The sequence below is a fragment of the Salinicola lusitanus genome (assembly GCF_038648475.1).
GTDB lineage: Bacteria > Pseudomonadota > Gammaproteobacteria > Pseudomonadales > Halomonadaceae > Salinicola > Salinicola lusitanus.
In genome coordinates this window covers 3,327,807-3,351,327 of record NZ_CP151919.1, presented here as the reverse complement: position 1 = coordinate 3,351,327, position 23,521 = coordinate 3,327,807, and the positions used below count along the sequence as shown (strand labels likewise).

22 protein-coding genes and 1 tRNA gene are annotated in these 23,521 nt (G+C 64.2%); 12 read left to right on the top strand and 11 right to left on the bottom strand.

The window, feature by feature from the left end; genetic code table 11:
• Positions 1-57: 57 nt before the first annotated feature.
• The 4 genes from rlmH to AAGT95_RS15025 form a co-directional block, all read right to left on the bottom strand.
• Positions 58-525 carry a 23S rRNA (pseudouridine(1915)-N(3))-methyltransferase RlmH gene (gene rlmH / locus AAGT95_RS15040; protein ID WP_342594363.1) on the bottom strand — a complete coding sequence of 156 codons (468 nt, stop codon included), beginning with the start codon at positions 523-525 and terminating at the stop codon, positions 58-60.
• Positions 522-899 (bottom strand): ribosome silencing factor, encoded by a 378-nt coding sequence (gene rsfS / locus AAGT95_RS15035; protein ID WP_110600214.1) that lies wholly within the window; start codon positions 897-899, stop codon positions 522-524. The genes rlmH and rsfS overlap by 4 nt, the downstream gene beginning before the upstream one ends.
• Before the next feature lie 114 nt (positions 900-1,013).
• Positions 1,014-1,688, bottom strand: a complete 675-nt coding sequence (gene nadD, locus AAGT95_RS15030; protein ID WP_110600216.1) for a nicotinate-nucleotide adenylyltransferase — start codon at positions 1,686-1,688, stop codon at positions 1,014-1,016.
• Positions 1,675-2,958, bottom strand: coding sequence for a glutamate-5-semialdehyde dehydrogenase (locus tag AAGT95_RS15025; protein ID WP_342594362.1), 1,284 nt, complete (start codon positions 2,956-2,958; stop codon positions 1,675-1,677). The genes nadD and AAGT95_RS15025 overlap by 14 nt, the downstream gene beginning before the upstream one ends.
• 209 nt (positions 2,959-3,167) lie before the next feature.
• Here AAGT95_RS15025 and AAGT95_RS15020 point away from each other — a divergent pair, with 209 nt between their 5' ends.
• Genes AAGT95_RS15020 through AAGT95_RS15010 form a run of 3 tightly spaced genes read left to right on the top strand, consistent with a single transcriptional unit; the run spans position 3,168 to position 6,309 of the window.
• Positions 3,168-3,995: a hypothetical protein gene (locus AAGT95_RS15020; protein WP_342594361.1), complete on the top strand. Its 828-nt coding sequence runs from the start codon at positions 3,168-3,170 to the stop codon at positions 3,993-3,995.
• Positions 3,986-4,906, top strand: coding sequence for a diguanylate cyclase domain-containing protein (locus AAGT95_RS15015; protein WP_157958396.1), 921 nt, complete (start codon positions 3,986-3,988; stop codon positions 4,904-4,906). The genes AAGT95_RS15020 and AAGT95_RS15015 overlap by 10 nt, the downstream gene beginning before the upstream one ends.
• Positions 4,903-6,309, top strand: coding sequence for a bifunctional DedA family/phosphatase PAP2 family protein (locus AAGT95_RS15010; RefSeq protein WP_342594360.1), 1,407 nt, complete (start codon positions 4,903-4,905; stop codon positions 6,307-6,309). The genes AAGT95_RS15015 and AAGT95_RS15010 overlap by 4 nt, the downstream gene beginning before the upstream one ends.
• A 16-nt stretch (positions 6,310-6,325) precedes the next feature.
• On the opposite strand, the gene AAGT95_RS15005 is transcribed toward AAGT95_RS15010, so the two are convergent.
• Both AAGT95_RS15005 and mpl read right to left on the bottom strand, forming a co-directional pair.
• A complete protein-coding gene (locus tag AAGT95_RS15005) occupies positions 6,326-6,964 on the bottom strand; it encodes a flavin prenyltransferase UbiX (RefSeq protein WP_342594359.1) in 639 nt (212 codons plus the stop codon).
• Positions 6,948-8,321 carry a UDP-N-acetylmuramate:L-alanyl-gamma-D-glutamyl-meso-diaminopimelate ligase gene (gene mpl, locus AAGT95_RS15000; RefSeq protein WP_342594358.1) on the bottom strand — a complete coding sequence of 458 codons (1,374 nt, stop codon included), beginning with the start codon at positions 8,319-8,321 and terminating at the stop codon, positions 6,948-6,950. Before mpl ends, AAGT95_RS15005 begins: the two co-directional genes overlap by 17 nt.
• Before the next feature lie 421 nt (positions 8,322-8,742).
• On the opposite strand from mpl, the gene AAGT95_RS14995 reads away from it, so the two are divergent.
• Positions 8,743-10,002, top strand: coding sequence for a 6-phosphofructokinase (locus AAGT95_RS14995; RefSeq protein ID WP_110600230.1), 1,260 nt, complete (start codon positions 8,743-8,745; stop codon positions 10,000-10,002).
• Between the two features lie 390 nt (positions 10,003-10,392).
• Positions 10,393-10,941 (top strand): glycine zipper 2TM domain-containing protein, encoded by a 549-nt coding sequence (locus AAGT95_RS14990; protein ID WP_342594357.1) that lies wholly within the window; start codon positions 10,393-10,395, stop codon positions 10,939-10,941.
• Between the two features lie 1,094 nt (positions 10,942-12,035).
• Here AAGT95_RS14990 and AAGT95_RS14985 read toward each other — a convergent pair.
• The 5 genes from AAGT95_RS14985 to hemA form a co-directional block, all read right to left on the bottom strand.
• Positions 12,036-12,782, bottom strand: a complete 747-nt coding sequence (locus tag AAGT95_RS14985; protein WP_342594356.1) for a HesA/MoeB/ThiF family protein — start codon at positions 12,780-12,782, stop codon at positions 12,036-12,038.
• A gap of 51 nt (positions 12,783-12,833) precedes the next feature.
• The gene (locus AAGT95_RS14980; RefSeq protein ID WP_110600238.1) at positions 12,834-13,334 is read right to left on the bottom strand and encodes an Lrp/AsnC ligand binding domain-containing protein; all 501 of its coding nucleotides are present in this window, start codon (positions 13,332-13,334) and stop codon (positions 12,834-12,836) included.
• A gap of 190 nt (positions 13,335-13,524) precedes the next feature.
• Complete coding sequence (gene prmC / locus AAGT95_RS14975; protein WP_342594355.1) at positions 13,525-14,355, bottom strand: peptide chain release factor N(5)-glutamine methyltransferase; 831 nt, start codon at positions 14,353-14,355, stop codon at positions 13,525-13,527.
• Positions 14,355-15,440, bottom strand: a complete 1,086-nt coding sequence (gene prfA, locus AAGT95_RS14970; protein ID WP_342594354.1) for a peptide chain release factor 1 — start codon at positions 15,438-15,440, stop codon at positions 14,355-14,357. The genes prmC and prfA overlap by 1 nt, the downstream gene beginning before the upstream one ends.
• 16 nt (positions 15,441-15,456) lie before the next feature.
• The gene (hemA, locus tag AAGT95_RS14965) at positions 15,457-16,731 is read right to left on the bottom strand and encodes a glutamyl-tRNA reductase (RefSeq protein ID WP_342594353.1); all 1,275 of its coding nucleotides are present in this window, start codon (positions 16,729-16,731) and stop codon (positions 15,457-15,459) included.
• A 467-nt stretch (positions 16,732-17,198) separates the two neighbouring features.
• Here hemA and AAGT95_RS14960 point away from each other — a divergent pair, with 467 nt between their 5' ends.
• The 7 genes from AAGT95_RS14960 (at position 17,199) to pth (ending at position 23,442) form a co-directional block, all read left to right on the top strand.
• Positions 17,199-18,917 carry a tetratricopeptide repeat protein gene (locus AAGT95_RS14960; protein ID WP_342594352.1) on the top strand — a complete coding sequence of 573 codons (1,719 nt, stop codon included), beginning with the start codon at positions 17,199-17,201 and terminating at the stop codon, positions 18,915-18,917.
• A gap of 113 nt (positions 18,918-19,030) precedes the next feature.
• Positions 19,031-19,729 (top strand): lipoprotein insertase outer membrane protein LolB, encoded by a 699-nt coding sequence (gene lolB / locus AAGT95_RS14955; protein ID WP_342594351.1) that lies wholly within the window; start codon positions 19,031-19,033, stop codon positions 19,727-19,729.
• Positions 19,726-20,610 carry a 4-(cytidine 5'-diphospho)-2-C-methyl-D-erythritol kinase gene (gene ispE / locus AAGT95_RS14950; protein WP_342594350.1) on the top strand — a complete coding sequence of 295 codons (885 nt, stop codon included), beginning with the start codon at positions 19,726-19,728 and terminating at the stop codon, positions 20,608-20,610. Before lolB ends, ispE begins: the two co-directional genes overlap by 4 nt.
• A gap of 139 nt (positions 20,611-20,749) precedes the next feature.
• Positions 20,750-20,824, top strand: a tRNA-Gln gene (locus AAGT95_RS14945).
• A 258-nt stretch (positions 20,825-21,082) separates the two neighbouring features.
• Complete coding sequence (locus AAGT95_RS14940) at positions 21,083-22,024, top strand: ribose-phosphate pyrophosphokinase (protein WP_198655830.1); 942 nt, start codon at positions 21,083-21,085, stop codon at positions 22,022-22,024.
• Positions 22,025-22,178: 154 nt separating this feature from the next.
• Positions 22,179-22,826, top strand: coding sequence for a 50S ribosomal protein L25/general stress protein Ctc (locus AAGT95_RS14935; protein WP_110600252.1), 648 nt, complete (start codon positions 22,179-22,181; stop codon positions 22,824-22,826).
• 34 nt (positions 22,827-22,860) lie between these two features.
• Positions 22,861-23,442 (top strand): aminoacyl-tRNA hydrolase, encoded by a 582-nt coding sequence (gene pth / locus AAGT95_RS14930; RefSeq protein WP_342594349.1) that lies wholly within the window; start codon positions 22,861-22,863, stop codon positions 23,440-23,442.
• Positions 23,443-23,521: the final 79 nt, after the last annotated feature.

Here is a 23,521-nt window from a genome sequence, read left to right as displayed (position 1 = left end):
GTCCAACGGCGTCGCTGTCGGCGGTATCGAATGGAAACAAGCGACTGACTCTCTGACTCAACGGTGGTACGGGTGCCCTGTGAGCAATGTCCAGGCGCGATAGAGCTGCTCTGCCAGCACGACCCGCACCAGCGGATGCGGTAACGTCAGTGCGGACAGCGACCAGGAGTGTCGAGCGCGGGTCACGACCCTTGGATCGAGACCATCCGGGCCGCCGACCACCAGGGCGATGTCCTGCCCTTCCAGGCGCCAGGCATCCAGCTGTCGGGAAAGCTGCTCTGTGGTCCAGGCCGCTCCTTTGACCTCGAGCGCCACGATACGTTCCTGATCTTTCAGCTTTTCCAGCATCCGATCGCCTTCGGTCTGGATCGCCCGCGCCACGTCGGCGTTCTTGCCACGGGAACCGGCCGGAATCTCGACGATCTCGAACGGCATCTCCCGCGGCATTCGCTTGCGGTACTCATCGACGCCGGCCTCGACCCAGGCCGGCATGCGCGAGCCGACCGCCAGCAGCCGGATTTTCATCCCCGGAGCTCTTGCCGGTCCGAATCACCGGTGGCTCGCCGGGAGTCGGCAGGCAGGTCGGCCCAGAGACGCTCGAGATCGTAGAGCTGGCGGGTCTCGGGCATCATCACATGGGCGATCACATCACCCAGGTCCACCAGCACCCACTCTCCGCTCTGCTGTCCCTCCACGCCCAACGGGCGAAGGCCGGCCTCCTTGGCTTTCTCGATCACGTTGTCCGCCAGCGCGGAGACGTGCCGCGAGGACGTGCCGCTGGCGACGACCATGACATCGGTGACGCTGGTCAATTCGGCCACGTCCAGCTCGACGACATCGCGCGCCTTCAGCTCCTCGAGCGCGTCCACCACCAATGATTTAAGCGTATCTGTCTGCATAGCTCCTCGTCATATAACCCCTTCCGGAGAAAGGAATCGCGACCCCCGGGATCCGGGAGTCGCGCATTTTACGCGGATAGGCCATTAACGCCAGTCCCCACCTCTCGATATCGCTCACGAATGGCGATAGAGGGCATGGCTGGCGATATAGCGCTCCACCGCCTCGGGAATCAGATAGCGCACGCTGAGCCCCTGCTGCAGACGCCAGCGTACCTCGGTGGCGGCGATGGCCATGCGGCTCGGCAGCCGCAGCCGCAGCAGGTGCCCGCCGGGAGCGGCCATCATCGACTCCACCGTCGAGACCTCCCGCCCCTCGATCAGCGACGCCAATGCCGGTTCCAGCGGAGCTTCGTGGTCGGGCCGGTCGATCACCACGATGTGCGCCAGAGACAACAACCGATCCCGCTGGTGCCACTCCGGAAGCCCCAGAAACGCATCGTGACCCACCGCCATGACCAGCCGCGCCTGCTCGCCCCACTCCTCGCGCAGCGACACCAGCGTATCGATGGAATAGGAGTGACCCGGACGCCGCACTTCCCGATCGTCGGCCACCAGTCCCGGCGTATCGCCGATACCGGCTTTCAGCATCGCCAGGCGGTGCTCGGCGGAAATCCCCGGCGCCTTGCGATGCGGGGGGACATGAGCCGGAATCATGTGTACCGCGTCCAGCGCCAGTGCCTCTCCCAGTTCGACGGCACTACGTAGATGCCCAATGTGAACCGGGTCGAACGTCCCGCCCAGCATCGCGATTCGCGGAATCGAGGGGCTCGGCACGTCAGCTCCGCACATGGCCGTCACCGAAGACGACGTATTTTCGCGTGGTCAGGCCTTCGAGGCCGACAGGACCTCGGGCATGAAGCTTGTTGGTGGAGATGCCGATCTCCGCTCCCAGCCCGTATTCGAAGCCGTCGGCGAAGCGCGTCGAGGCGTTGACGATCACCGAACTCGAGTCCACCTCGCCGAGGAACCGCCTCGCAAGCGTCAGGTTCTCGGTCACGATGGCATCGGTATGCTGGGATCCATGGGTGTTGATGTGATCGACGGCCTGATCGAAATCGTCCACCACCCGGATGGAGACGATCGGTGCCAGATACTCCGTCGCCCAGTCCTCGGGGGTTGCTGCCAAGGCATCGTCGACCCACTCCCGGGTACGTGGGCAACCACGCATTTCCACGTTCTTGTCGCGATAGATGGCCGCCACCCGCGGCAGCACCTGGCCCGCGATATCGGCGTGGACGAGCAGCGTCTCCATGGTGTTGCAGGGAGAGTAGCGCTGGGTCTTGGCGTTGTCCGCGATCGCCACCGCCTTGTCCAGGTCGGCGCTGGCATCGATATAGACGTGGCAGACGCCATCGAGGTGCTTGATGACCGGCACCGTCGCCTCGCCGGCAACACGAGCGATCAACGACTTGCCGCCACGCGGCACGATGACGTCCACGAACTGGGGCATGGTGATCAGCTCACCCACTGCCGCGCGATCCGTCGTCGCGACGATCTGCACGGTGGCGGCGGGCAAGCCGGCATCCGCCAGGCCGTGGCCTATGCACTCGGCGATGGTCGCATTGCTGGACGCCGCTTCGGAGCCGCCGCGGAGAATGCAGGCATTCCCCGACTTCAGGCACAGGCTCGCCGCCTCTACGGTCACATTGGGACGGGACTCGTAGATGATGCCGACCACGCCCAGCGGGACTCGCATCTGCCCGACTTGGATTCCGCTCGGCCGATAGCTCAGGCCATCTATCTGGCCTACCGGGTCGGCAAGCGCCGCGACCTGACGGACACCGAGGATCATGGCGTCGATCCGGTCGGGGGTCAGTGCCAGACGATCGAGCAGCGCATCGCTCAAACCGTTCTCGCGACCACGGGCCAAGTCATCCCGGTTGGCCGCCGCCAACGCCGGCCTGGCGCCATCCAGGCGCGCCGCAATGGCCTCGAGCGCGGCGTTTTTCCGACCGCTGTCGACACGCCTCAATGCGGCACTCGCAACGCGTGCCTGCCGCCCCAGTTCCTGCATATATTGGGCGATATCCTCGACCCGAGGGGTCGCAGTCTGCTGCATGGTGTACTATCTCTTGTCAGTGGTAGCCCGCAACGAATGACGCTCGACATCGCATCGAGAGCGTCTCGACCGGCCGCGAAGCTTGGCATCGAACGGGCGATAAGGCTTTGTCCTTGATCGCGATTGACGCTATACGGCTGTTCTCGGCACGTGCGATAGTGAGGGACGAATCGAGCAAGCCATTCGCAATCGGTCCAATATAAGCCACCATGCAAAGCAAGTACAAAAGCCTCGGCTCACGAATCCTACTGTCGCTTCTGTTGCTGCTCGCGCTGCTCACGGGCTGGCTGGCGGAAGACGCCACAAGAGTGGCGGCCTGGGGCAGCGGCATCGCGTTTGCGGTGCTGATGATTGGTCCCTCGCGTTTCTCTCGTTGGGTTCCCGCCGCCATCGTGGTGTCGAGCATCGCCATGCTTGCCACCCTCCAGGCCAGCAGCTACATCTGGCTTTGGATACTGCCGCTGTGTCTGCTGAGGATGCCGGGCAGGCCCGGCCTCGCATTCAGCGGGCTGATCTATGGCTTGAGCCTCGTCTACATCGGCTGGACTCTGCCGCTACCCACCGCCATCGTTGCCGGCCTGTCGCTGGCCGTCGCCTGGCTGCTGTGCCTGGAGCGGCAGACGAGCCCCGCGGCGATATCGGCGCACGCGACATCGAGCTGGCTGCTCCCGGCGGCCCAGTTGGATGGCGACATCCAGCGGGAACTGAAGCGGGCCGAGCGCGAAGCGTTGCAGGCGGAAGTGGTGGTTTTCGGTTGTGCTCGCTCGACGGCGGCCGACATGGCGACCCTCTCCCGCCGCCTTCAGGACACACTGGCGCTCTATGAACGCGCCTACCGGCTCAACGACTACGGCATCGCCGTCATCCTGGTGGCCCCGGACCCGGAATCGGCCCGCCAGCGACGTCAGCAGTTGCGATATGCGATCGCCCCGCACAAAGAGGTGTGGTCGACGCCCTTGACGGAGATCGGGGATCGCTTCGCGAGCTACCATGGCAAACGGTCCGCTGCGGTTCCGGAGGTGCAGCCTTGGCATTGAGCCGATACAAGTTGATCGCCCATCTTCTCACGCTGGCGTTACTGCTGGGTCTTGCCGTGTGGGAACATCTGATGCGTCACTACGATCTGATACTACCGCCCACCTTGATGGCCATCGCACTGCTGATCTCAGTGCCGCTGCAATACCTGGGCCGCCTGCGTCCGGCCATCGCCGACCACATCCTGCTGGTCGGCGGCTTGATTCTGTGCGCCCTGGAAGCCCCGGGTAGCCATAACCCCATGTTGTGGCTGGGCCTGTCGATCACGCTCGGCTATCTGCTGCTGTCCCCCTTGCCGGCCCTGCTGTTGACGATGCTACTGGTACCACTATGGCTGTTGCTGCTCGGCGACGCGCACATGACGGCCGTCAACCTGATGTTCGGCTGGTGGTTCTCTCTCGCGGCAGCGGCCCTGACTCTGCTGCCGGGCGGCACGCGCGCCCTGCGGTTCACGCTGAGGCCATGGCGAGACGATACGCAGCCCATCGGAGAGTTCATCTCCAGAAGTCTCGACATGGAGGTGGCCAGGGCGTCCGCGCTCAATCGACCGCTGAGCGTACTGGTGCTCTACATTCCGCAATTGGATCAGGCCGGCGACCAGTTCGGTGGCCACATGCGCGAGATACTGTCGGCGAGTTTCAGCGAAGTGATCTCCGACAACAGCCGCCAGAGCGATCTACTTGGCGAACATCATGCCAACGTCTTCTGGCTCATATTACCCAACGCCGGCGAAGCGGGGGCCGTGGCAGCCGCCAAGCGGCTCTCGGATGCCGTGACGTCGGTCGCGCATCCTGAGATCGGATCCCTGGAAAGTTTCAGCCGCGTCTGCACGCTGCGTGCTCAGGAGAGCACCGAACGCTTTTCACAACGCCTGGAAACCGCCGCCAACAAACTGCTGGAACCGCACGCTTGAACTTTACTCACTGGCTATACTCTCTCGCTCCCCCACCGGAACTGCTGCTGGTCATCATCTTCGCGGTGGCCTTGATCGAATCACTGGCGGTCGTCGGTATCATCGTCCCTGGCGTGGTGCTGCTGGGTGCGGCCGCCTCGATCGCCGGCCATGACGACGTTCCGCTGTGGTCGGTGCTGATCGTCGGCATCCTGGGCGCATTCGCCGGCGACAACCTGAGCTTCTGGCTGGGCCGCACGCAGCGCGACCGCATACCGTACTGGTGGCCGCTGTCACGCCATCCCCAGTGGCTGGCACGAGGCCACGAGTTCTTTCAGCGCTACGGTATCCTGTCCGTCGTCGTTGGCCGCTTTCTCGGGCCGGTCCGCCCGTTCATTCCCATGGTCGCCGGCATGCTGGCGATGCCGACGAGACGTTTCACCCTCGTCAACCTGGTCTCCGCGATAGCATGGGCGCCGGTCTACCTGCTACCCGGCTACCTGCTCGGCCGCTCGTGGGAGGAGTTGATGCAACTGCCTCCCGGTGCCGAACGGTGGCTGCTGACGCTGTCCGTCTCGCTGCTGGTGCTGGCGCTGCTGTTCTCGTGGATTCGCTATCAGCTCAGCGGGGAGGGTCGTCTGCACGGCTGGCTGGAAAAGCGTATGGCGCGCAGTCCGCGACTCTCCAGAGGCTGGCGTGCGCTGTGCTCGCCGTCTCCAGCCAATGAGTTCCCGCTGGCCTCGTTGTCGCTACTCGCGACCAGCCTGATCGCCTTGATCGTCTGGACCACCTGGGTCCTGATGCACAATGGCCCGCTGCCGATGGACCAGCAGATTCATGCACTGGCCGGCCTGCTGCAGCGCAACTGGCTCATCGGAACCAGCGAGGTCCTGGCCAAGGTGGGCGACGCATTGGGCATCGGGGTCCTGATGGCGCCCTGGCTCTTGTGGCTACTGCTGGCAAGGCGCTTCGCCGCGCTGCTGCATATCGCCGGCGCCCTGATTCTCGTCGCCATCGTCAACACGGTGTTCAAATCCCTGGCGGGGCGAGCCCGCCCGGACACACCGGATTACCTGACAGGATCGATGTCCTACCCCAGCGCCCACACCTCGACGATCGTGGTCGTGGTGGGACTGACGGCCGCTTTCGCGGCCCAGGTGATGCCGCAGCGCTATCGCGGGTATGCCTATTGGCTGGGTATCGTCGCATGCGTCCCCATGGCCCTGTCCCGGCTGGTGATTGGCGTTCACTGGGCCAGCGACTTGATCGGCGGCGCCCTGCTGGGGCTGATCATCTGTGCCTTGACGCGCATCAGCTATCAGCATTTTCAGCGGCCCGACCGCGACATGCCTCCCTGGCCCTGGCTCTGTGCGGCCTCGCTGACACTGGAGATTCTCCGCGTCGTCCTCTTCGCCCCCGTCTGACGCCTTCCGTGCTTGCTCAATCGCCCCAGCGCGGCATCAGCGTCTGGGGCACACCCAACTGATTGAGAATGCGTGCCACGACGAAATCGATCATCGCCTGGACGCTGGCCGGGCGATGATAGAAACCGGGAGCCGCCGGCAGTATCACGCCACCCATGTGGGTCAGCTTCAGCATGTTGTCGAGGTGGACGGCCGATAGTGGCGTTTCTCTGGGAACCAGGATCAGCTTTCGCCGCTCCTTCAACGCCACATCGGCGGCACGTTCGATCAGATTGTTGCTGGCGCCACAGGCCACCGCGGACAGGGTGCCAGTCGAACAAGGGCAGACGACCAGTGCCTGCCAGTCTCCGGAACCGGAGGCCACCGGCGCCATCCAGTCCTCGCGACCGAAGCAGCGGACCTGGCCCTCCCCGGCACCGAATCTCGCGGTCAGGTCCCGTGCCAGCCGGTCCGGCTGGGCCGGCAGTTCGATCTCGGTCTCGACGGCGATCACACGATGAGCGGCCTTGGAGACCATCACGTAGACCTCATGCTCGGCGGCGATGAGGCACTCGATCAGGCGTAGCCCATACTGGACGCCGGACGCACCGGTGATCGCGACAGCGATCGGTGCCCGATATCGCTTCACGGAAACCGTCTCATCGCGAACGGCCATGGCGCACCTCCAATGCCTGCAACAACTTGTCGTGGATGCCACCGAATCCACCGTTCGACATGACCACGATCCGATCACCGGCGACCGCCTGTTCGACGACGTCAGCGACGAGCGCCTCGAGATCGCTCTCGACGCGACTGGCGCCCTGCCCGGCCACCACGTCCGCCAGCGACCAGTCGAGCCCCGGGGGCTGATACCACCAGACGCTGTCGGCCCGCGATACGCTATCGGCCAGAAGTGCTTTCATGCCCCCCAGGCGCATGGTGTTGGAACGGGGCTCGATCACCGCCAGCAATCGGCCCCCATGCCGGTCCTGGTCCAGCCCCTCGAGCGTCAACGCGATGGCCGAGGGATGGTGGGCGAAGTCATCGAGAACCTGGATTCCGCCCGCCTCGCCGCGAATCTCCTGACGTCGGCGGGGCGCGGCGAATGTCGCCAGCGCTCGACAGCCATCGGCCAGGGTAACGCCCAGGCAGCTGGCTGCGGCCAGGGCGGCCACGGCATTGGCGGCGTTGTGCCGGCCACTCATTCCCCAGCGGACGACATGACTCTCGCCTCCCGCAACCACGGTGAAGACACGGCTGTCGTCCGGATCCGGCAGCAGTCGCCACTCGCTCCCGGGCAGTCGGCCGAAGCGTTGAACCGGTGTCCAGCACCCCTGGCTCAATACTCGCTCCAGGGCGGGTTCGTCATCGGCGACTAGTAGCGAGCCGTTGCCCGGCACCGTGCGCACGAAGTGGTGGAACTGTCGCTCGATGGCTGCCAGGTCGGGGAAGATATCGGCATGGTCGAACTCGAGATTGTTGAGAATGGCGATATCCGGCCGGTAGTGAACGAATTTCGAGCGCTTGTCGAAAAAGGCCGTGTCGTACTCGTCCGCTTCGACGATGAACGGTGCATCGGCCCTGCCGAGACGGGCGGAGAGGCCGAAGTTGCGAAGTACGCCTCCGATCAGAAAGCCAGGCTCGAGGCCGGCGCATTCCAATATCCAGGCCAGCAGGCTGGCAGTCGTCGTCTTGCCATGCGTCCCGGCCACTGCCAGGACCCGACGCCCCGGCAGGACTTGCTCCGCCAGCCACTGCGGCCCGGAGACATAGGGCAGCTTGGCGTTCAACAGCGCCTCGATCTCCGGATTGCCCCGGGAGAGCGCGTTACCGACGATGACGAGGTCAGGTACCGGCTGCAGGTTCTCGGCATCATAGCCTTCCGTCAGTTCGACGCCCATTTCCCGAAGCTGGAGGCTCATCGGCGGGTAGACGTTGGCGTCCGACCCCGTTACCCGATGCCCCAGCATCTTGGCCAGGCGTGCCAGACTCCCCATGAAAGTCCCGCAAACCCCTACTACATGAATGTGCATTCGAACTCTCCCTCACATTAACCGGCGAGCCTAGCATGGCCTCCCGGGCCGAACCACTGGCCGCGGCCCGGTGACGCCGCCGTCACCGCCAGCCCGGTCCAGCCGGCGAGTCCACTCGGTCGATCCCCCCAAACTGGTCTTCCTCTCATCCCTCAGTTGCAGAAAATTGATCGCGACCCTCAATCCCGCCTCGTATTAACAGGCATTCGCCTTTCGGCTATGCTGGGCCCGCTTTCGTGCCCCGGCCCTCGACAGGGAGGTGTCATTCGATTGGCCCGCCAGTTTCATCCTCTCGTGATGATTCGAGGTCGATCATTGTCAGCGCGAGACCGTCATCGAAGTCCGCACGGGGATGCGACCGAGCACACCGGGCCGACGACGTGAGACCAGCACAACCGAACCTCAGGAGATGAGAGCCGATATGGCCAAGCACAACGCGTTCTACGCCCAGTCCGGTGGCGTCACTGCCGTCATCAACGCCAGCGCCTGCGGGGTGATCGAAGCCTGCCGTCGTCACTCGGATCGCATCGGCCATCTCTACGCGGGGCATAACGGCATCATCGGCGCGCTTCTGGAAGACCTGATCGATACCAATCAGGAGAGCGAAGAAGCGATCTCGGCACTGCGCCACACGCCCGGCGGCGCGTTCGGCTCCTGTCGTTACAAGCTCAAGTCCATCGAGACGCACCGCACCGAGTACGAGCGCCTGATCGAGGTGTTCAAGGCCCACGACATCCGCTACTTCTTCTACAACGGCGGGGGCGACAGCGCCGATACCTGCCTCAAGGTCTCCCAGCTCTCGGAGACGATGGGCTACCCGTTGACGGCCATCCACGTTCCCAAGACCGTCGACAATGATCTCCCCATCACCGACAACTCCCCCGGCTTCGGCAGTGTCGCCAAGTACGTCGCCACCTCGACGCGCGAAGCGGCACTGGACATCGAGTCGATGTGCTCGACGTCCACCAAGGTCTTCATCCTCGAGGTGATGGGACGACATGCCGGCTGGATCGCTGCCGCCGGCGCCCTCTCCGGAGAGTCCCCGCAGCAAGCGCCGCACCTGATCATCTTTCCGGAAATCGCGTTCGACCGGGAGAAGGTCATGGCGCGCATCGACGAAGCGGTCAAGTCTCACGGATTTTGCGTGCTCGTGGTGTCCGAAGGTGCCCAGTATGCCGACGGGACCTTCCTTACCGACTCGGGCAGCACCGACGCCTTCGGCCACAAGCAGCTCGGCGGAGTCGCCCCCACCCTGGCATCGATGGTCAAGGAAGATCTCGGCTACAAGTACCACTGGGCAGTGGCCGATTACCTGCAGCGGGCGGCCCGCCACATCGCCTCCAAGACCGATGTCGATCAGGCGTACGCCGTGGGCGAAGCCGCCGTCGAACTCGCGCTGGCAGGCCAGAACTCGATGATGCCCGCCATCAAGCGCGTCTCCGATACCCCCTACGAATGGAAGATCGAACCGGCCCCGCTGTCGGAGATCGCCAATCACGAGAAGTTCATGCCGCGGGACTACATCAGCGAGGATGGCCTCTATATCAGCGAAGCTGGCCGGCGCTATCTCGCGCCGCTGATCCTGGGCGAGGACTTCCCCCCGTTCGAGAACGGCCTGCCCAAGGTTGCCAAACTCAAGAAGGCCAGAGTCGACCGCAAATTGGCCCAGTTCGAACTGTAAACCTCATCGGTCCAGATCGGCGCCGGCACCGGCGCCGACGGATCCCACCCTTTCCTCCCTGCCTCTTGTCCCGCCCTCTTCGACCCTCGTCGCGGAAAGAATCGCCTCGCGCCTCCAGCCGCTTGACCCGACGCTCGCCACCCCGGGATTGTCCCCATTTGGCGACACCCCATCGCCAAAATGAAAACAGTGTTCAAAAACCCTACGATCCGGCGCCCTTCGAATGTTTCGAGACTATAATCATCCGATCTACGGAAGCGGTCATGGAGTGGCGCTCTCCGAAGATCATGCCAATCGGCAAACGATAGGGACATCACAAGAGTTGCGAAGACTGCCGCATCGAACGCATCACAGTTCGGCACTGCGGAGAGCACAGAGAGGAGCAAGGTCATGAACAAACCGATCATCATTGGTGGCGTCATTGCCGCACTGGGTATTGCCGGAGGGATCGCCGTCGGCTCCTATCAATCCTCGGAAAGCGGGCCCCGGTACGCTGAGATCGTCAGCGTCGAACCGATCGTGCAGACCACCGATACACCACGCGAAGTGTGCAAGAACGTCACGGTGACCCATCAGCGCCCGGCGAAAGACGAAAACCGCATCGCAGGCACCGCGATCGGCGCCATCGTCGGCGGCGTCGTGGGCAATCAGTTCGGTGGCGGTAGTGGCAAGAAGATCATGACCGCGGCGGGCGCCGTCGGTGGCGGCGTGGCAGGAAACCAGGTCCAGCAGCAGATGCAGCAGGGCGACACCTACCAGACCACCGAACAGCGCTGCAGTACGGTCAATGACAGCAAGGAGGAGACCGTGGGCTACGACGTCCGGTATCGCTACGATGGCGAGGTGCATGAAGCCAAGCTGGACGAGAAGCCCGACGGAGACCGGGTCCTGATGCGTGACGGCAATCCGCAATGGAATGATGACGCTCGATCCTCGTGACGAGCCGATCATCACTGTCTCTCGCTTTCTCCCTGAAGCCCCTGAAGACATCTCAGGGGCTTTCGCCATTTAACCGTGCCCTGCGCAATCAGCAGGAGAGCAATGGACCTAGCGGTGCGTGGGCTTTCTCGGTCGCCCCTGGGGCCCGATGGGCTGACTTAACGCAATCTCGATGGCCCGCTCTCTCTCGACGCCCCTGTCAACGAGCTTCTTGACCCGAGTTTTCAATGTTCCCAACGGTATCCCGGAAATCTGAGCGTGGTAGGACAGGGTACCCTCGCGCGGCGCATTTTTTGTCCGTTGCTGGACGGGCTGAAGATCCCTCTTCGTCAATTTCATGGCCTTACCGAATATCCGCCTATGATACAGCCCGGCAACCTCAATGCGGCTGAGCAGTGTTCGACCGTAAATTAATTAAAATTAGTTTGCCCATATTACGTTTTGAATTATTTAACCTAGATCAATAAAAGTGCTTAAAAAGTGCTATTTCCTAATGACCAAATCAGTGTCGACTGACTGGAAAAAGCCGCACTGAATCTGAATATCGGCATAGATATCAAAATCTTGAGATCGACCTGGAGCGAAGGTCGTAAAGCGGGGAAGCGGGGAAGCGGGGAAGCGGGGAAGCGGGGAAGCGGGGAAGCGGGGAAGCGGGAAATGATCGGCGGACGTTTTTATCGCACCAATGGACAAAAAAATGCCCCGCCGGCTCGATCGCTAAGATGGAGCCGGCAGGGCCAAAGATCGCGGTATCGCGACCATGAACCTCCGGGCAAGCGCACCAGGTGCGCCTGCCTCGATTCACGAAATCATGAGACTGGTTTTTGCACGCCGGAAATCAACATATGGTAGGCACCACCCCCGGCCAACTACTATGGATATTAGGTTATCAGGATATCATGAGAGAGAGAAGACGGATTTTTCGTCGACTTTAGTGTTGCCATGCAGGCGTCCCGACCCTAACCGCGCCCGGTAGAATGTGCGGCACGCTCATCAAGATTCGCGTTGCTCACAAAGGCCGGCTCATCGCGCCGCGGCCTATCGCCGGCAGGTCGCCGTGAGTCATCGCCGCCCCCTCGCAACGCCAGGTATGTCTAGCGGTTGCCGCACACCGGACAGGCGGGATCTCTGGGCAGCGCGAAATGACGCCACTCGCCTTCCAGCGCGTTGAATGTGGACAGCCCCTGATGAGGCCGCCCCGCACCCGTGATCAATTTCATCGCCTCCAGCGCCTGAAAGCTGCCGATCAAGCCGACCAGTGGTGAAATCACCCCGCTCTCGGCACAGGTGAGCGCCTCATCGTCGCCTTGCTCACCGTAGAGGCAGGCGTAGCACGGCGATTGGCGCTGCCGAGGATCAAAGACAGCCAACTGGCCGGAAAAGCGAATGGCCGCGCCGCTCACCAGCGGCGTCCCGCTCTCGACGCAGGCCCGATTGATGTCGAAGCGACTGGAGAACCGGTCGGTGCAGTCCAGCACGATATCGGCCTGGGCGACTTCCGCCGTCAACGCCTCGCCGACGAGACGTGCCTCCAGAGCTCGTACGTCACATGCCGAGTTCAGGCCCCGCGCCGCTTCCGCCGCCGAGCACGCCTTGGACTGCCCCAGGCGCCCTTCCGTGTGGGCAACCTGACGCTGCAAATTGGACAGCTCGACAATGTCGTCATCGGCGATGCCCAGACGACCCACACCGGCCCCCGCCAGGTAGAGGGCCGCGGGAGATCCCAACCCACCGGCCCCGATAATCAACACCCGGGAGGCCAGCAAACGCTCCTGCCCCACGATGTCGATCTCGTCGAGCATGATGTGACGGCTGTAGCGTAGTAGTGCTTCGTCGTTCATGAACTTTCCTGGGCACGAAAGCTACCGTTATCGGCCAGCCCTAGCCACGCATCATCGGTCGTCTTCCGGCAGGCAGTCGGGAATCGGCAACGCCAACTCCTCCTTGACCTCTTCCATGACCACGTAGCTCTTGGACTCCTTGACGCCGGGCAACGTCAACACCACGTCGCCCAGCAGTTGTCGATAGGCAGACATTTCGGGAATACGGCATTTGAGAATGTAGTCGAACTGTCCGGAGACCAGATGGCACTCCTGGATCTGCGGCAGCTTGGCGACTGCCTTGCGAAACTCGTCGAACACCGATGGCGACTGCGTGTTGAGGCTGATCTCGACGAATACCAGCAGGTTGGCATGCAGGGCCCGAGGGTCGAGAATGGCCTTGTAACCCCGGATGATACCGGAACGCTCGAGACGCTTGACCCGCTCCAGGCAGGGTGTGGTCGACAGGCCCACCTGCGACGCCAGATCCACGTAGGAAATCCGGGCATTGTCCTGCAGGCAACGCAGTATGTTGAGATCGATCCGATCGAGAGCTCGAGATTTGGCTTTCATTGGTGTAATTGTTCCAAGCCGATGGATGAAGGGTTCCCTGAAATACGCGGTCGGCAGCGAAGCGCCACGTCACGAGTCGCGGTCTCGTTGCCGCTCACGGGGGCGTTATTACTATCACAGAGGCGTTACAAACCTCCAGCGAGCCCGGTCACCTTCGTTCAACGCTGACGACCAATGCCGGCATTTCGAGTCAGCCCCACTGGCCACCGCTCACCCGCTCGTGGCCTGCCAGGTCGCGCCGCGACGCGACGCCGCGGAAACCGCGATCCCGCAGCGCCTGTCGCACCGGCCCCGCCTGGCGATGACCGTGCTCGACCCATAGCCACCCCGCCGGGCGCAAGTAGTCCGGCGCACGCTCGACCAGCCAGGCCAGATCCGACATCCCCGCCCCCTCCGCCACCAGTGCCGAGCGTGGCTCGAAACGGACGTCATCGAGCAGCAGATGCGGATCGTCTTCCGCGATATAAGGGGGGTTGGAGAGAATCAGGTCGAAGCGATGCCCGGACAGCGCGGAAAACCAGTCGCTCTGGAGAAAGCGGGCGTTGGCTATCGCCAGCCGTTGGCCATTGCGTCGCGCCAGCGTCACCGCATCGGCCGAGAGATCGACGCCGGTCACCTGCCACTCACGCCGTTCACTGGCAAAGGCGAGCGCGATGGCACCGGTGCCGGTGCCCAGATCGAGCAGCTCGCCGGCGGGCGTCGATGCCGCCTCGAGCGCCACCTCGACGAGACACTCGGTATCCGGACGGGGAATCAGCGTCGCCGGCGACGTCTCGAGACTCAGTCCCCAGAACTCCCGCGATCCGACCAGATAAGCCACCGGCACGCCCTCGACCCGGCGGGCGGTCAGCGCCTGGAAGCGCTCCCGCTGCGCCGCCGTCAGCTCACGATCGCCCCAGGTATAGAGCCAGGTCCGGTTGGCGGCGCAGACATGGGCCAGCAGCACCTCGGCGTCGAGCCGCGCCGTGGGTGATGCCACCAGTCGCGCCGCCGCCTCGCGCAGGGCCTCGTCGATCGTCATCACTCGCCCTGCAGGGCCGCCAGTTGATCGGCCTGGTACTCGTTGACCAGCGGTCTGATCACTTCGTCGAGGTCGCCGGCAACGACCTCACCCAGCTTGTAGATCGTCAGGTTGATCCGGTGGTCGGTGAGCCGCCCCTGGGGAAAGTTGTAGGTTCGGATTCGCTCGCTGCGGTCGCCCGACCCCACCAACGAGCGTCGGGTATCGGCCTGCTGCTGGCGCTGCGAGTCCACCGCGGCCTGCTTGAGTCGCGCCGCCAGTAGCGACATCGCCTTGGCCCGGTTCTTGTGCTGGCTGCGCTCCTCCTGACACTCGACCACCAGCCCGGTCGGCAGATGGGTAATGCGGATGGCGGAGTCCGTGGTGTTGACGTGCTGGCCGCCGGCGCCGCTGGAGCGGAACGTATCGACGCGGAGATCGTTGGTGTTGATATCGACATCACCGACCTCGCTCGCCTCGGGCATGACCGCGACGGTACAAGCGGAGGTGTGGATACGCCCCTGGGATTCCGTGGCCGGGACGCGCTGTACCCGGTGCGCACCGGACTCGAACTTCAACGACGCGTAGACGTTATCGCCCTTGACCCGCGCGATGATCTCCTTGTAGCCGCCCTGCTCGCCATGGCTGGCACTGACCACCTCGACCTTCCAGCTCCGGCGCTCGGCGTAACGGGAATACATCCGGAACAGATCGCCGGCAAACAGCGCGGCTTCGTCGCCACCGGTGCCCGCGCGAACTTCCAGGAAGACGTTGCTGTCGTCATCCGGGTCCTTGGGCACCAGCAGGCGCTTGACCTCCTCCTCCAGCTCCTCGAGTTCCGCTCGGGACGAGCGCCACTCCTCCTCGGCCATCTCGCGCATCTCCGGATCGCTGTCCTGGCGCATCTGATCGGCCGCCTCGATGTCGCCTTCGGTGCGGCGATAGGCGAGCCAGGCCCCGACCAGCGGCTCGAGTTCGGCGTACTCGCGAGAGTAGTCCCGGAAACGCGGTTGATCGGCGATCACCTCGGGCTCGGAAAGCAGCGCGGACAGCTCCTCGAAGCGGTCCTGGAAGGCGTCGAGTCGTTCACGCAAAGACGCTTTCATGCCCACTCCTGTATTGTCATACCGAGTCCTGTGTCTTGGCGGGCCCCTCGATGAGCAGGTTATCGGCCGCCTGGATGATATCGTGACGTGACTGGCCCGAGGCTTCGCGCAGGCGCAGCGTCGGGCCATGCATCAATTTGTTGGCCAACTGGTGAGAGAGCCGCTTGATCACCGTCTCGGGATCCTCGCCGCGCGCCAGTTGCGCCAGCGCTTCCGCTTCGGAGTCGCGCCTCAGCACCTCGCCGTGCTGACGATAACGGCGAATCAGGTCCCCGGCGCCGCGAACCCGGCGCTGGTGCAGCCAGTGCTCGACGCCACTGTCGATCAGTGCCTCGGCCTGACGCGCGGCGACCTCGCGATGACGGCGATTTTCGGCAATCACCTGCTGCAGATCGTCGACGCTATAAAGGAAGACATCGTCGAGATCGCCCACCTCAGGCTCGATGTCCCGCGGCACCGCGATGTCGACCATGAAGATAGGCCGGTGACGGCGCACCTTGAGCGCGCGCTCGACCATGCCCTTGCCGAGGATCGGCAGTTCGCTGGCCGTGGAAGCGATCACGATGTCCGCCTGCTCCAGCGCCTGCGGGATGGCACTGAGCTCGATCGCCCGTCCACCGCAGTCGTCGGCCAGCGCCTGGGCTCGCGCCAGGGTGCGATTGGCGACGGTCAGCCCCATGATGCCCGCCTCGCGAAGATGGCGCGCGACCAGCTCGACCGTCTCCCCGGCGCCGATCAGCAGGGCGCGGGCGCAACTGAAATCGTCGAAGATCCGGCTGGCCAGGCTGACCGCCGCGTAGGCGACCGAAACCGGGTTTTCGCCGATCGAGGTCTCGCTTCGGACCTGCTTGGCAATGGAGAAGGTATGCTGGAAGAGGCGCTCCAGCTCGCTGCCGAGTCCCGCATGCTGACGCGCGATCTGATAGGCATCCTTGAGCTGGCCGAGAATCTGCGGCTCGCCCAGGACCATCGAGTCCAGCCCGGCCGCCACCCGCATCAGATGTTTCGCGGCCTCGCCCTCGTGATAGTGATAGGCGCAGTTCAGCAACTCCTCGGCCGGCATGCCGTGGAATGCCCCCAGCCACTCCAGCAGTTGACGCTCACCTTCGGCCACGGTGATGCAGTACAACTCGGTCCGGTTGCAGGTGGAGAGCACCGCCGCCTCACGCACGTCGGGCAGGGCCCGCAGCTGCGCCAGCGCGGACTCGAGCTGTGCCGGCGAGAAGGCGACACGCTCGCGCATGTCGACCGCGGCCGTCCTATGATTGATACCCAGTGCTAGCAGCGTCATGAAATCACGGTCACTTTCTTGCGTGGACCCGGCTCTCGCGCCTTCGAGCATCATGCGGCGTGCCGGGATGGAACGCGACGGATGTCAGGTCGTCAGACGCCCCACCAATGTTCGCGACCGGCCAGTGGCCAAGACGCCGAGACATGCCAGCCGACGGCGGGCCCCAACTGGGGCCCGTTCACACTATAGGCCGCGAGCCGCGTTGCTGCGTCAAGTGCGGTCAGGCAAGGCGCGGGACGCCGATAAGGATCGTTTCCTTATCCCGTCACCCAACGAAGCCTGGGCGGACTCGACGCGCAGCCCCAGGGGACAGGCCTATGTGTCACCCGTCGAGCGAAGCGGCGCCATTTTAGCACAACCGGAAGACGCTTAGCAGGCAATGAATCAAGCCCGCGGCGGCCGTCTCCGCGATTGACCCCGGCCCGCCAGCCGCTATGCTGGACCCATTGATCGATCTCGAGGGCCGCATGCCTAAAAGTCTGTTATCCGCCGCTATCTGCGCGGTCCTGTTGGCTGGCTGCGAGAGCCTGCCGGGCGGTTCCGGGTCGCCGCCTGTCGATGACCCGTTAGCCACGGCACCGCCCGTCTCCAGCGGCTTCGATGCCGAAGGTCTCTCCCAGGTACTGCTCTCCGAGATGGCTGGCCAACGCGGCGACTTTCATCGTGCTGCGGTTGGGTACCTGGCGGCGGCCGAGCGCTACCGCTCCGCCCCCCTGGCCGAGCGTGCCACCCTGGCCGCGCGCTATACCGACGACACGGCGCTGCTGAATGCCACGGCGGAGCGCTGGCAGCAACTGGCACCCGAGGATACGGCCCCGGAAAAGCTGCTGTCGGGGATCGCGATAGACCGCGGCAACTGGCCGGCGGCCCTGCAGCATAGACTGGAACTCGCCCGGGCAGGAGAAGATGCCCAACTGCTCGATCTGGCCGACCTGATGGTGGAGTCCCAAGCGGAACTGCCGCCGCTGATTGCCCAGTTGCGCGACTTCACCGCCACCTTCCCGGACAATGCCGATGCCCAGATGGCAACGGCCCGGCTGGAGGCCGCCGACGGCCGGGTGGACGAGGCCCAGCAGCGCCTGAAACGTCTGACACGGCAACACGCCGAGCTACCCGAGCTCTGGCTGGCCCGATCCCAGATCGCCCTCGAAGCCGGCGACTACGCCCAGGCCGCCGCTACCGCAAGGCGTGGCCAGGAGCTCTCACCCGATGACGACCGGTTCCTGCTGGCGTTGGCCCAGGCCCAGATCGCCAATGGCGACATCGCCGCCGCCGAAGGTCAGATCGATCAACTGTTGGCACGACACAACGCAACCCCGTCGCTGCGTATCGGCCTCGCTCAGCTCTATCTCGACGCGGGAGCGATCGAACCCGCTCGTCGATTGCTGCTGCCGCTGCTCGACCGCGACGACACGCCGCCGGCCACCTATCTGGTGCTGGGCAGCATTGCCGAGACCCAGGGCGAGATCGAAAACGCCCTTCTTTACTACCGCCAGGTACCCGTGGGCCCGGGTTTCCTCGATTCGCGTGCGCTGGCCACCCGTATGCTCACCGCCAAAGGTCGCGCCGACGAGGCCCAGCAGTTCCTGCGCATCGAGATTCTGCGCCACCCCGGCCAACGCGTCGCGCTGACCCAGATCGGCCTGCAGGCTCTCGACAATGTCGATCGGACAGCGGCGGCAGATGCCCTGCTTGCCAGCAGCCTCGAGCAGGCCCCGGACGACGCCGACCTCCTCTACACTCGCGCCATGCGCGAGTTCGAACGCGGCAACGTCGAGACGATGATGAGCCAGATGCGTCAACTCATCGCCAGGTACCCGGACAACGCCGCCGCGCTCAACGCCCTGGGCTATACCCTGGCGACGACCACCGAGAACTACGACGAGGCGCAGGAACTCATCGAAAGGGCTCACGCCCTCGAGCCGCAGAGCCCGGCGATCCTCGACAGCCTGGGGTGGGTATATTTCAAGCGCGGGGAGACCCGCAAGGCGCTGGGCTATCTGCGCCGCGCCTACGCCGGCCAACCCGATCAGGAGGTCGCCGCGCATCTCGCCGAAGTGCTGGTCGTGCTCGACCATCAGCAAGAGGCCCGTGCCCTGGTGAAGTCCGCGCTCGCCGACAGCGAAGTCCATCCGGATATCGACGACCTGTTGACCCGCTATCCGCAGTTGGCCCCGCAGCCATAGTCCCCCGGGGGCAAGGTGGACGAACTCGCAGTTCGTGACCACCTGGCGCCCCTGCTATCGTATGCGCCCCGAATATGCACGCCGGAATCATCCGCACCCGACAGGAATCTGCCATGTCTCCAAGCCTTTTCGCCAATGTTCAGCCACGCCACCTGTCGCTCCCGTCTCGACGCTGGTGGCAGCCACTGGGGGCGCTGCTTCTGCTGGCCTGGCTGGCCGGCTGCGCCGGACAGGCCCCGGCCCCGGACGTGCCGCGGCAGCCTGACGACTGGCAGCGGCAACAGCAGGACCTGGCAGCGCTGGATACCTGGAAGGTGGTCGGCAAGGTCGGGCTACGTACCGCCGAAGAGAGCCGCAGTGCCAACCTGGACTGGTCCCAGGCACCCGATCACTACCGCATGCTGATCAGCGGCCCCTTCGGTGCCGGACGCAGCGTCCTCGAAGGCCGCCGGGGCGCCGTCACCCTGACCACCGGTGATGGTCGTTTCGAGGCGTCGTCGCCGGAAGCGCTGATGCAGCAACAGCTGGGTTGGTCGCTGCCGATATCGGCGCTGGACTACTGGGTGCGAGGACTCCCCGCGCCAGGCCGGCCCCATCAGCAGAGCGATGATGAACTCGGTTTCCCCCGGACCCTGAGCCAGGATGGCTGGACCATTCACTACCGGGACTGGACCTATGCCGACTCGCTGTGGCTGCCGAGCCGACTGATCATGACCTACGATGACATCCGCGCCACGCTGGTGGTCAACCAGTGGCAACCGGGGAGCGGCAGCGACCAAGCGCCCGAACCGGCGGCGGACGGGTCGTCATGAGATCGCTGACGCTGCCCGCGCCGGCCAAGCTCAATCGGCTGCTGCGGATCACCGGGCGTCGCGAGGATGGCTATCACTCGCTGCAGACGCTGTTCCAGATCCTGGATCGCGGCGACACGCTGCGGTTCGAGACGCAGCCCCGGGGAACCGATATCGTCTTGTCGCCGGCACTCGCCGGCGTCGCCGAAGCGGACAACCTGATCGTTCGCGCCGCCCGCCGGCTTCAGCGCGAGACCGGCTGTCGGCTGGGCGCGGCCATCACCCTGGAGAAGCGCCTACCGATGGGTGGCGGACTGGGAGGCGGCAGCTCCAACGCCGCCACCACGCTACTGGCGCTCGACCGCCTCTGGGGTCTCGGGCTCGGGCTCGAGCGGCTGGCGACGCTGGGGCTGGAGCTGGGCGCCGATGTTCCGGTGTTCGTACGGGGCCGCACCGCCTGGGCGGAGGGCGTTGGCGAGCGCTTGAGTGCCGTGGATCTCGAGCCCGCCTGGTTCGTCATCCTCCATCCTGGCGTGGAAATTTCCACGGCGGCGATTTTCGGCCACCCCGGTTTGACACGCGATAGCACGGTCATTAGTATGCGTCGCGCACTCGACGGGGCTGGCCCCGAAGCGGTGTGGCGCAACGACTGCGAGAGCATCGTGCGAGCGCTTCATCCCGAGGTCGATCGCGCGCTGGACTGGCTTGGCCAGTACGGCAACGCGATGCTGACGGGGACCGGCGCCTGCGTCTTCTGTCCGCTGGACGGCGAAACGCAGGCCGATCAGGTACTGCAGCAGGTCCCGGATGAATGGCAAGCCTTCAAGGCCCGCGGTTGCAATCTGTCGCCGCTGCACCAGGCGTTGGATCTTGCCGAAGGTTTGGGTCAGGCCCAAGCGTGACGTCTTCGTTCTGGAAACCGGTGACCTACGCGGTTTTCACCAGTCTTTTCAGACGAATGACGACTTCACGACTGGTTTTGCCCTCAAACCTAGCCAACGGTTTGCGCTTTTGCGCATAATGAGCGCGACCGATGATTGCTGGGGTATCGCCAAGTGGTAAGGCACTGGTTTCTGGTACCAGCATTCCCAGGTTCGAATCCTGGTACCCCAGCCACTTCCTGAATTTCGACAAGCCTGCAAACGGAAACCGGGACGCGATGGCCGCTCAGCCCACACGATTTCCCCACCGACGTTGCGGTTCTTTTCCCTGCCGTCTCGACGCGCGACTTCGATGCCGCCCCGCATCGCAAGCGGGCTGGCATGGTGTTTCGGCAACCTCTCGTCTCGTACGCTACCGGCAGTCTTGTCCCCCGTCCTGGCTTGAACCGAATGTCCCCTACTGACCTTCAACAGCTCCCAAAGGTGGCCGCGCGTGTCTAAATTGATGGTTTTTACCGGTAACGCCAATGTCGGACTCGCCTCCAAGGTAGCCGAGAGTCTCGATAACCGGCTCGGCCATGCCACGGTCGGCCAGTTCAGCGATGGCGAAATCGCTGTCGAGATCAACGAAAACGTGCGCGGTAAAGACGTCTTTATTCTCCAGTCGACCTGCGCGCCGACCAACGACAACCTGATGGAACTGATCCTGATGGTCGATGCGCTGCGCCGCGCCTCGGCAACGCGGATCACCGCGGTGGTGCCCTACTTCGGCTACGCCCGCCAGGATCGCCGCGTACGCTCCGCTCGCGTGCCGATCTCGGCCAAGGTCGTGGCGGACATGATGGTCAAGGCCGGCGTCGACCGGGTCATGACCATGGACCTCCACGCCGACCAGATCCAGGGTTTCTTCGACGTGCCGGTGGACAACGTCTACGGCTCGCCGATCCTGCTCGACGACATCGAGCGCCAGAACTACGACGATCTGGTAGTGGTCTCCCCCGACGTGGGCGGCGTGGTGCGCGCTCGCGCCATCGCCAAGCAGCTCAACGTCGACCTGGCGATCATCGACAAGCGCCGCCCGCAGGCCAACCAGGCCCAGGTGATGCACATCATCGGCGACATCCAGGACCGCACCTGCGTGGTGGTCGACGACATGGTCGATACCGCCGGCACCCTGTGCAAGGCCGCCGAGGCGCTGAAGGCTCACGGCGCCCGTCGGGTGGTCGCGTACGCCACGCATCCGATCCTTTCCGGACCCGCGGTGGACAATATTAGTGGCTCGGTGCTTGACGAACTCGTCGTTGCCGATACCATACCGCTCTCCGAACCTGCACGTCGCAGCGGCAAGATCCGTCAATTGACGGTCGCCGGCCTGATTGCCGAAGCCATCCGGCGTGTCAGTAACGAAGAATCCGTCAGCGCGATGTTTCACTGATCCCTCCCGACACCGGAAACGGGGCGGGAACGAACAGCGAGGCACGCGTGGATACGTGGGCCACTGCCATGATGGCGGTGGTCCCTGCTGGAACGGCATCGTCTGGTCGCGGGCGATGCCGATTCCTTTACTTGACCACTAGAGGTGACAATCAATGTCCCATTACACCCTGACCGCCAATGTTCGTAAGGAGCTGGGGAAAGGTGCGAGCCGCCGCCTGCGCCGCAAGAACGAACAGGTCGCCGCCATCATCTACGGTGGCGAAGCCGCCCCGCAGCCGATCACCATCGACAAGCCGGCCTTCTACAAGGCGATCGAAGACGAGGCGTTCTTCTCCTCGGTCATCGATATCAAGGTCGACGGCAAGAGCGAGCAGGTCGTCATCCGTGATCTTCAGCGTCACCCGTACAAGGCGTTGATCACTCATGCCGACTTCATGCGCGTCGATGCGACCCACGAGCTGACCCTGAACGTCCCGCTGCACTTCCTCAACGAAGAGAGCTGCAAGGGCGTCAAGGACGAAGGTGGCGTGATCCACGTGCTCAACAACGACGTCCAGATCAGCTGCCTGCCGTCCAAGCTGCCGGAGTACCTCGAAGTCGACGTCGCCAACCTGGGCCTCGGCGAGACCATCCACCTCTCCGACCTCAAGCTGCCGGAAGGTGTGACCCTGGTCGAGCTGACCCATGGCGAAGAGCACGATGCCGGCGTCGTCAGCGTGACGCACCCGACCGTGTCGCGCGACGACGAAGTCGCCGGTGAAGGCGTCGACGAAGATGGCGAGCCGAAAGGCGACGCATAATCTTGCGTCAAAGACCGGATAACAGGCAGTCGGCATGGTAGTGAAAGCGATCATTGGTCTCGGTAACCCGGGGCCGGAATACGAAGACACTCGCCACAATGCCGGCGCCTGGCTGGTCGAGCAACTCGCGAGGGACGCTGTGCAGACGCTGCGTCCCGAGCGCAAGTTTCTGGGTCTGTATGCCAAGATCCGTCTGAGCGGGCACGACCTGCACCTGCTCAACCCCACCACTTTCATGAATCGCAGCGGCGCCTCCGTGGCCGCGCTGTGCCAGTTCTTCAAGATCGCCCCGGACGAGCTTCTCGTCGCCCATGACGAGCTCGATATCGCTCCCGGCTGCGCTCGTTACAAGACGGGTGGCGGACACGGCGGGCACAACGGTCTGCGCGACATCGTCAGCGCGCTGGGCAATACCAACGGTTTTCACCGCCTCCGCATCGGCATCGGCCATCCCGGCAGCGCCAAGCTGGTCACCAACTACGTGCTCGGGCGTCCCGGCAAGGCGGAGCGCCAGGCCATCGACGATGCGCTTCTCGAAACCGTGCACACCCTCCCCGACGCCCTCGACGGCCAATGGGCCAAGGCGATGAATCGCCTGCACAGCTTCAAGAGCTGAGCAACGGGAAAGCGAACGAAACAGGACTGCCTCGGCATTCGGGCGCGTTGCTTCCGGGTGCGCAGCGCCGTTCTTTCCT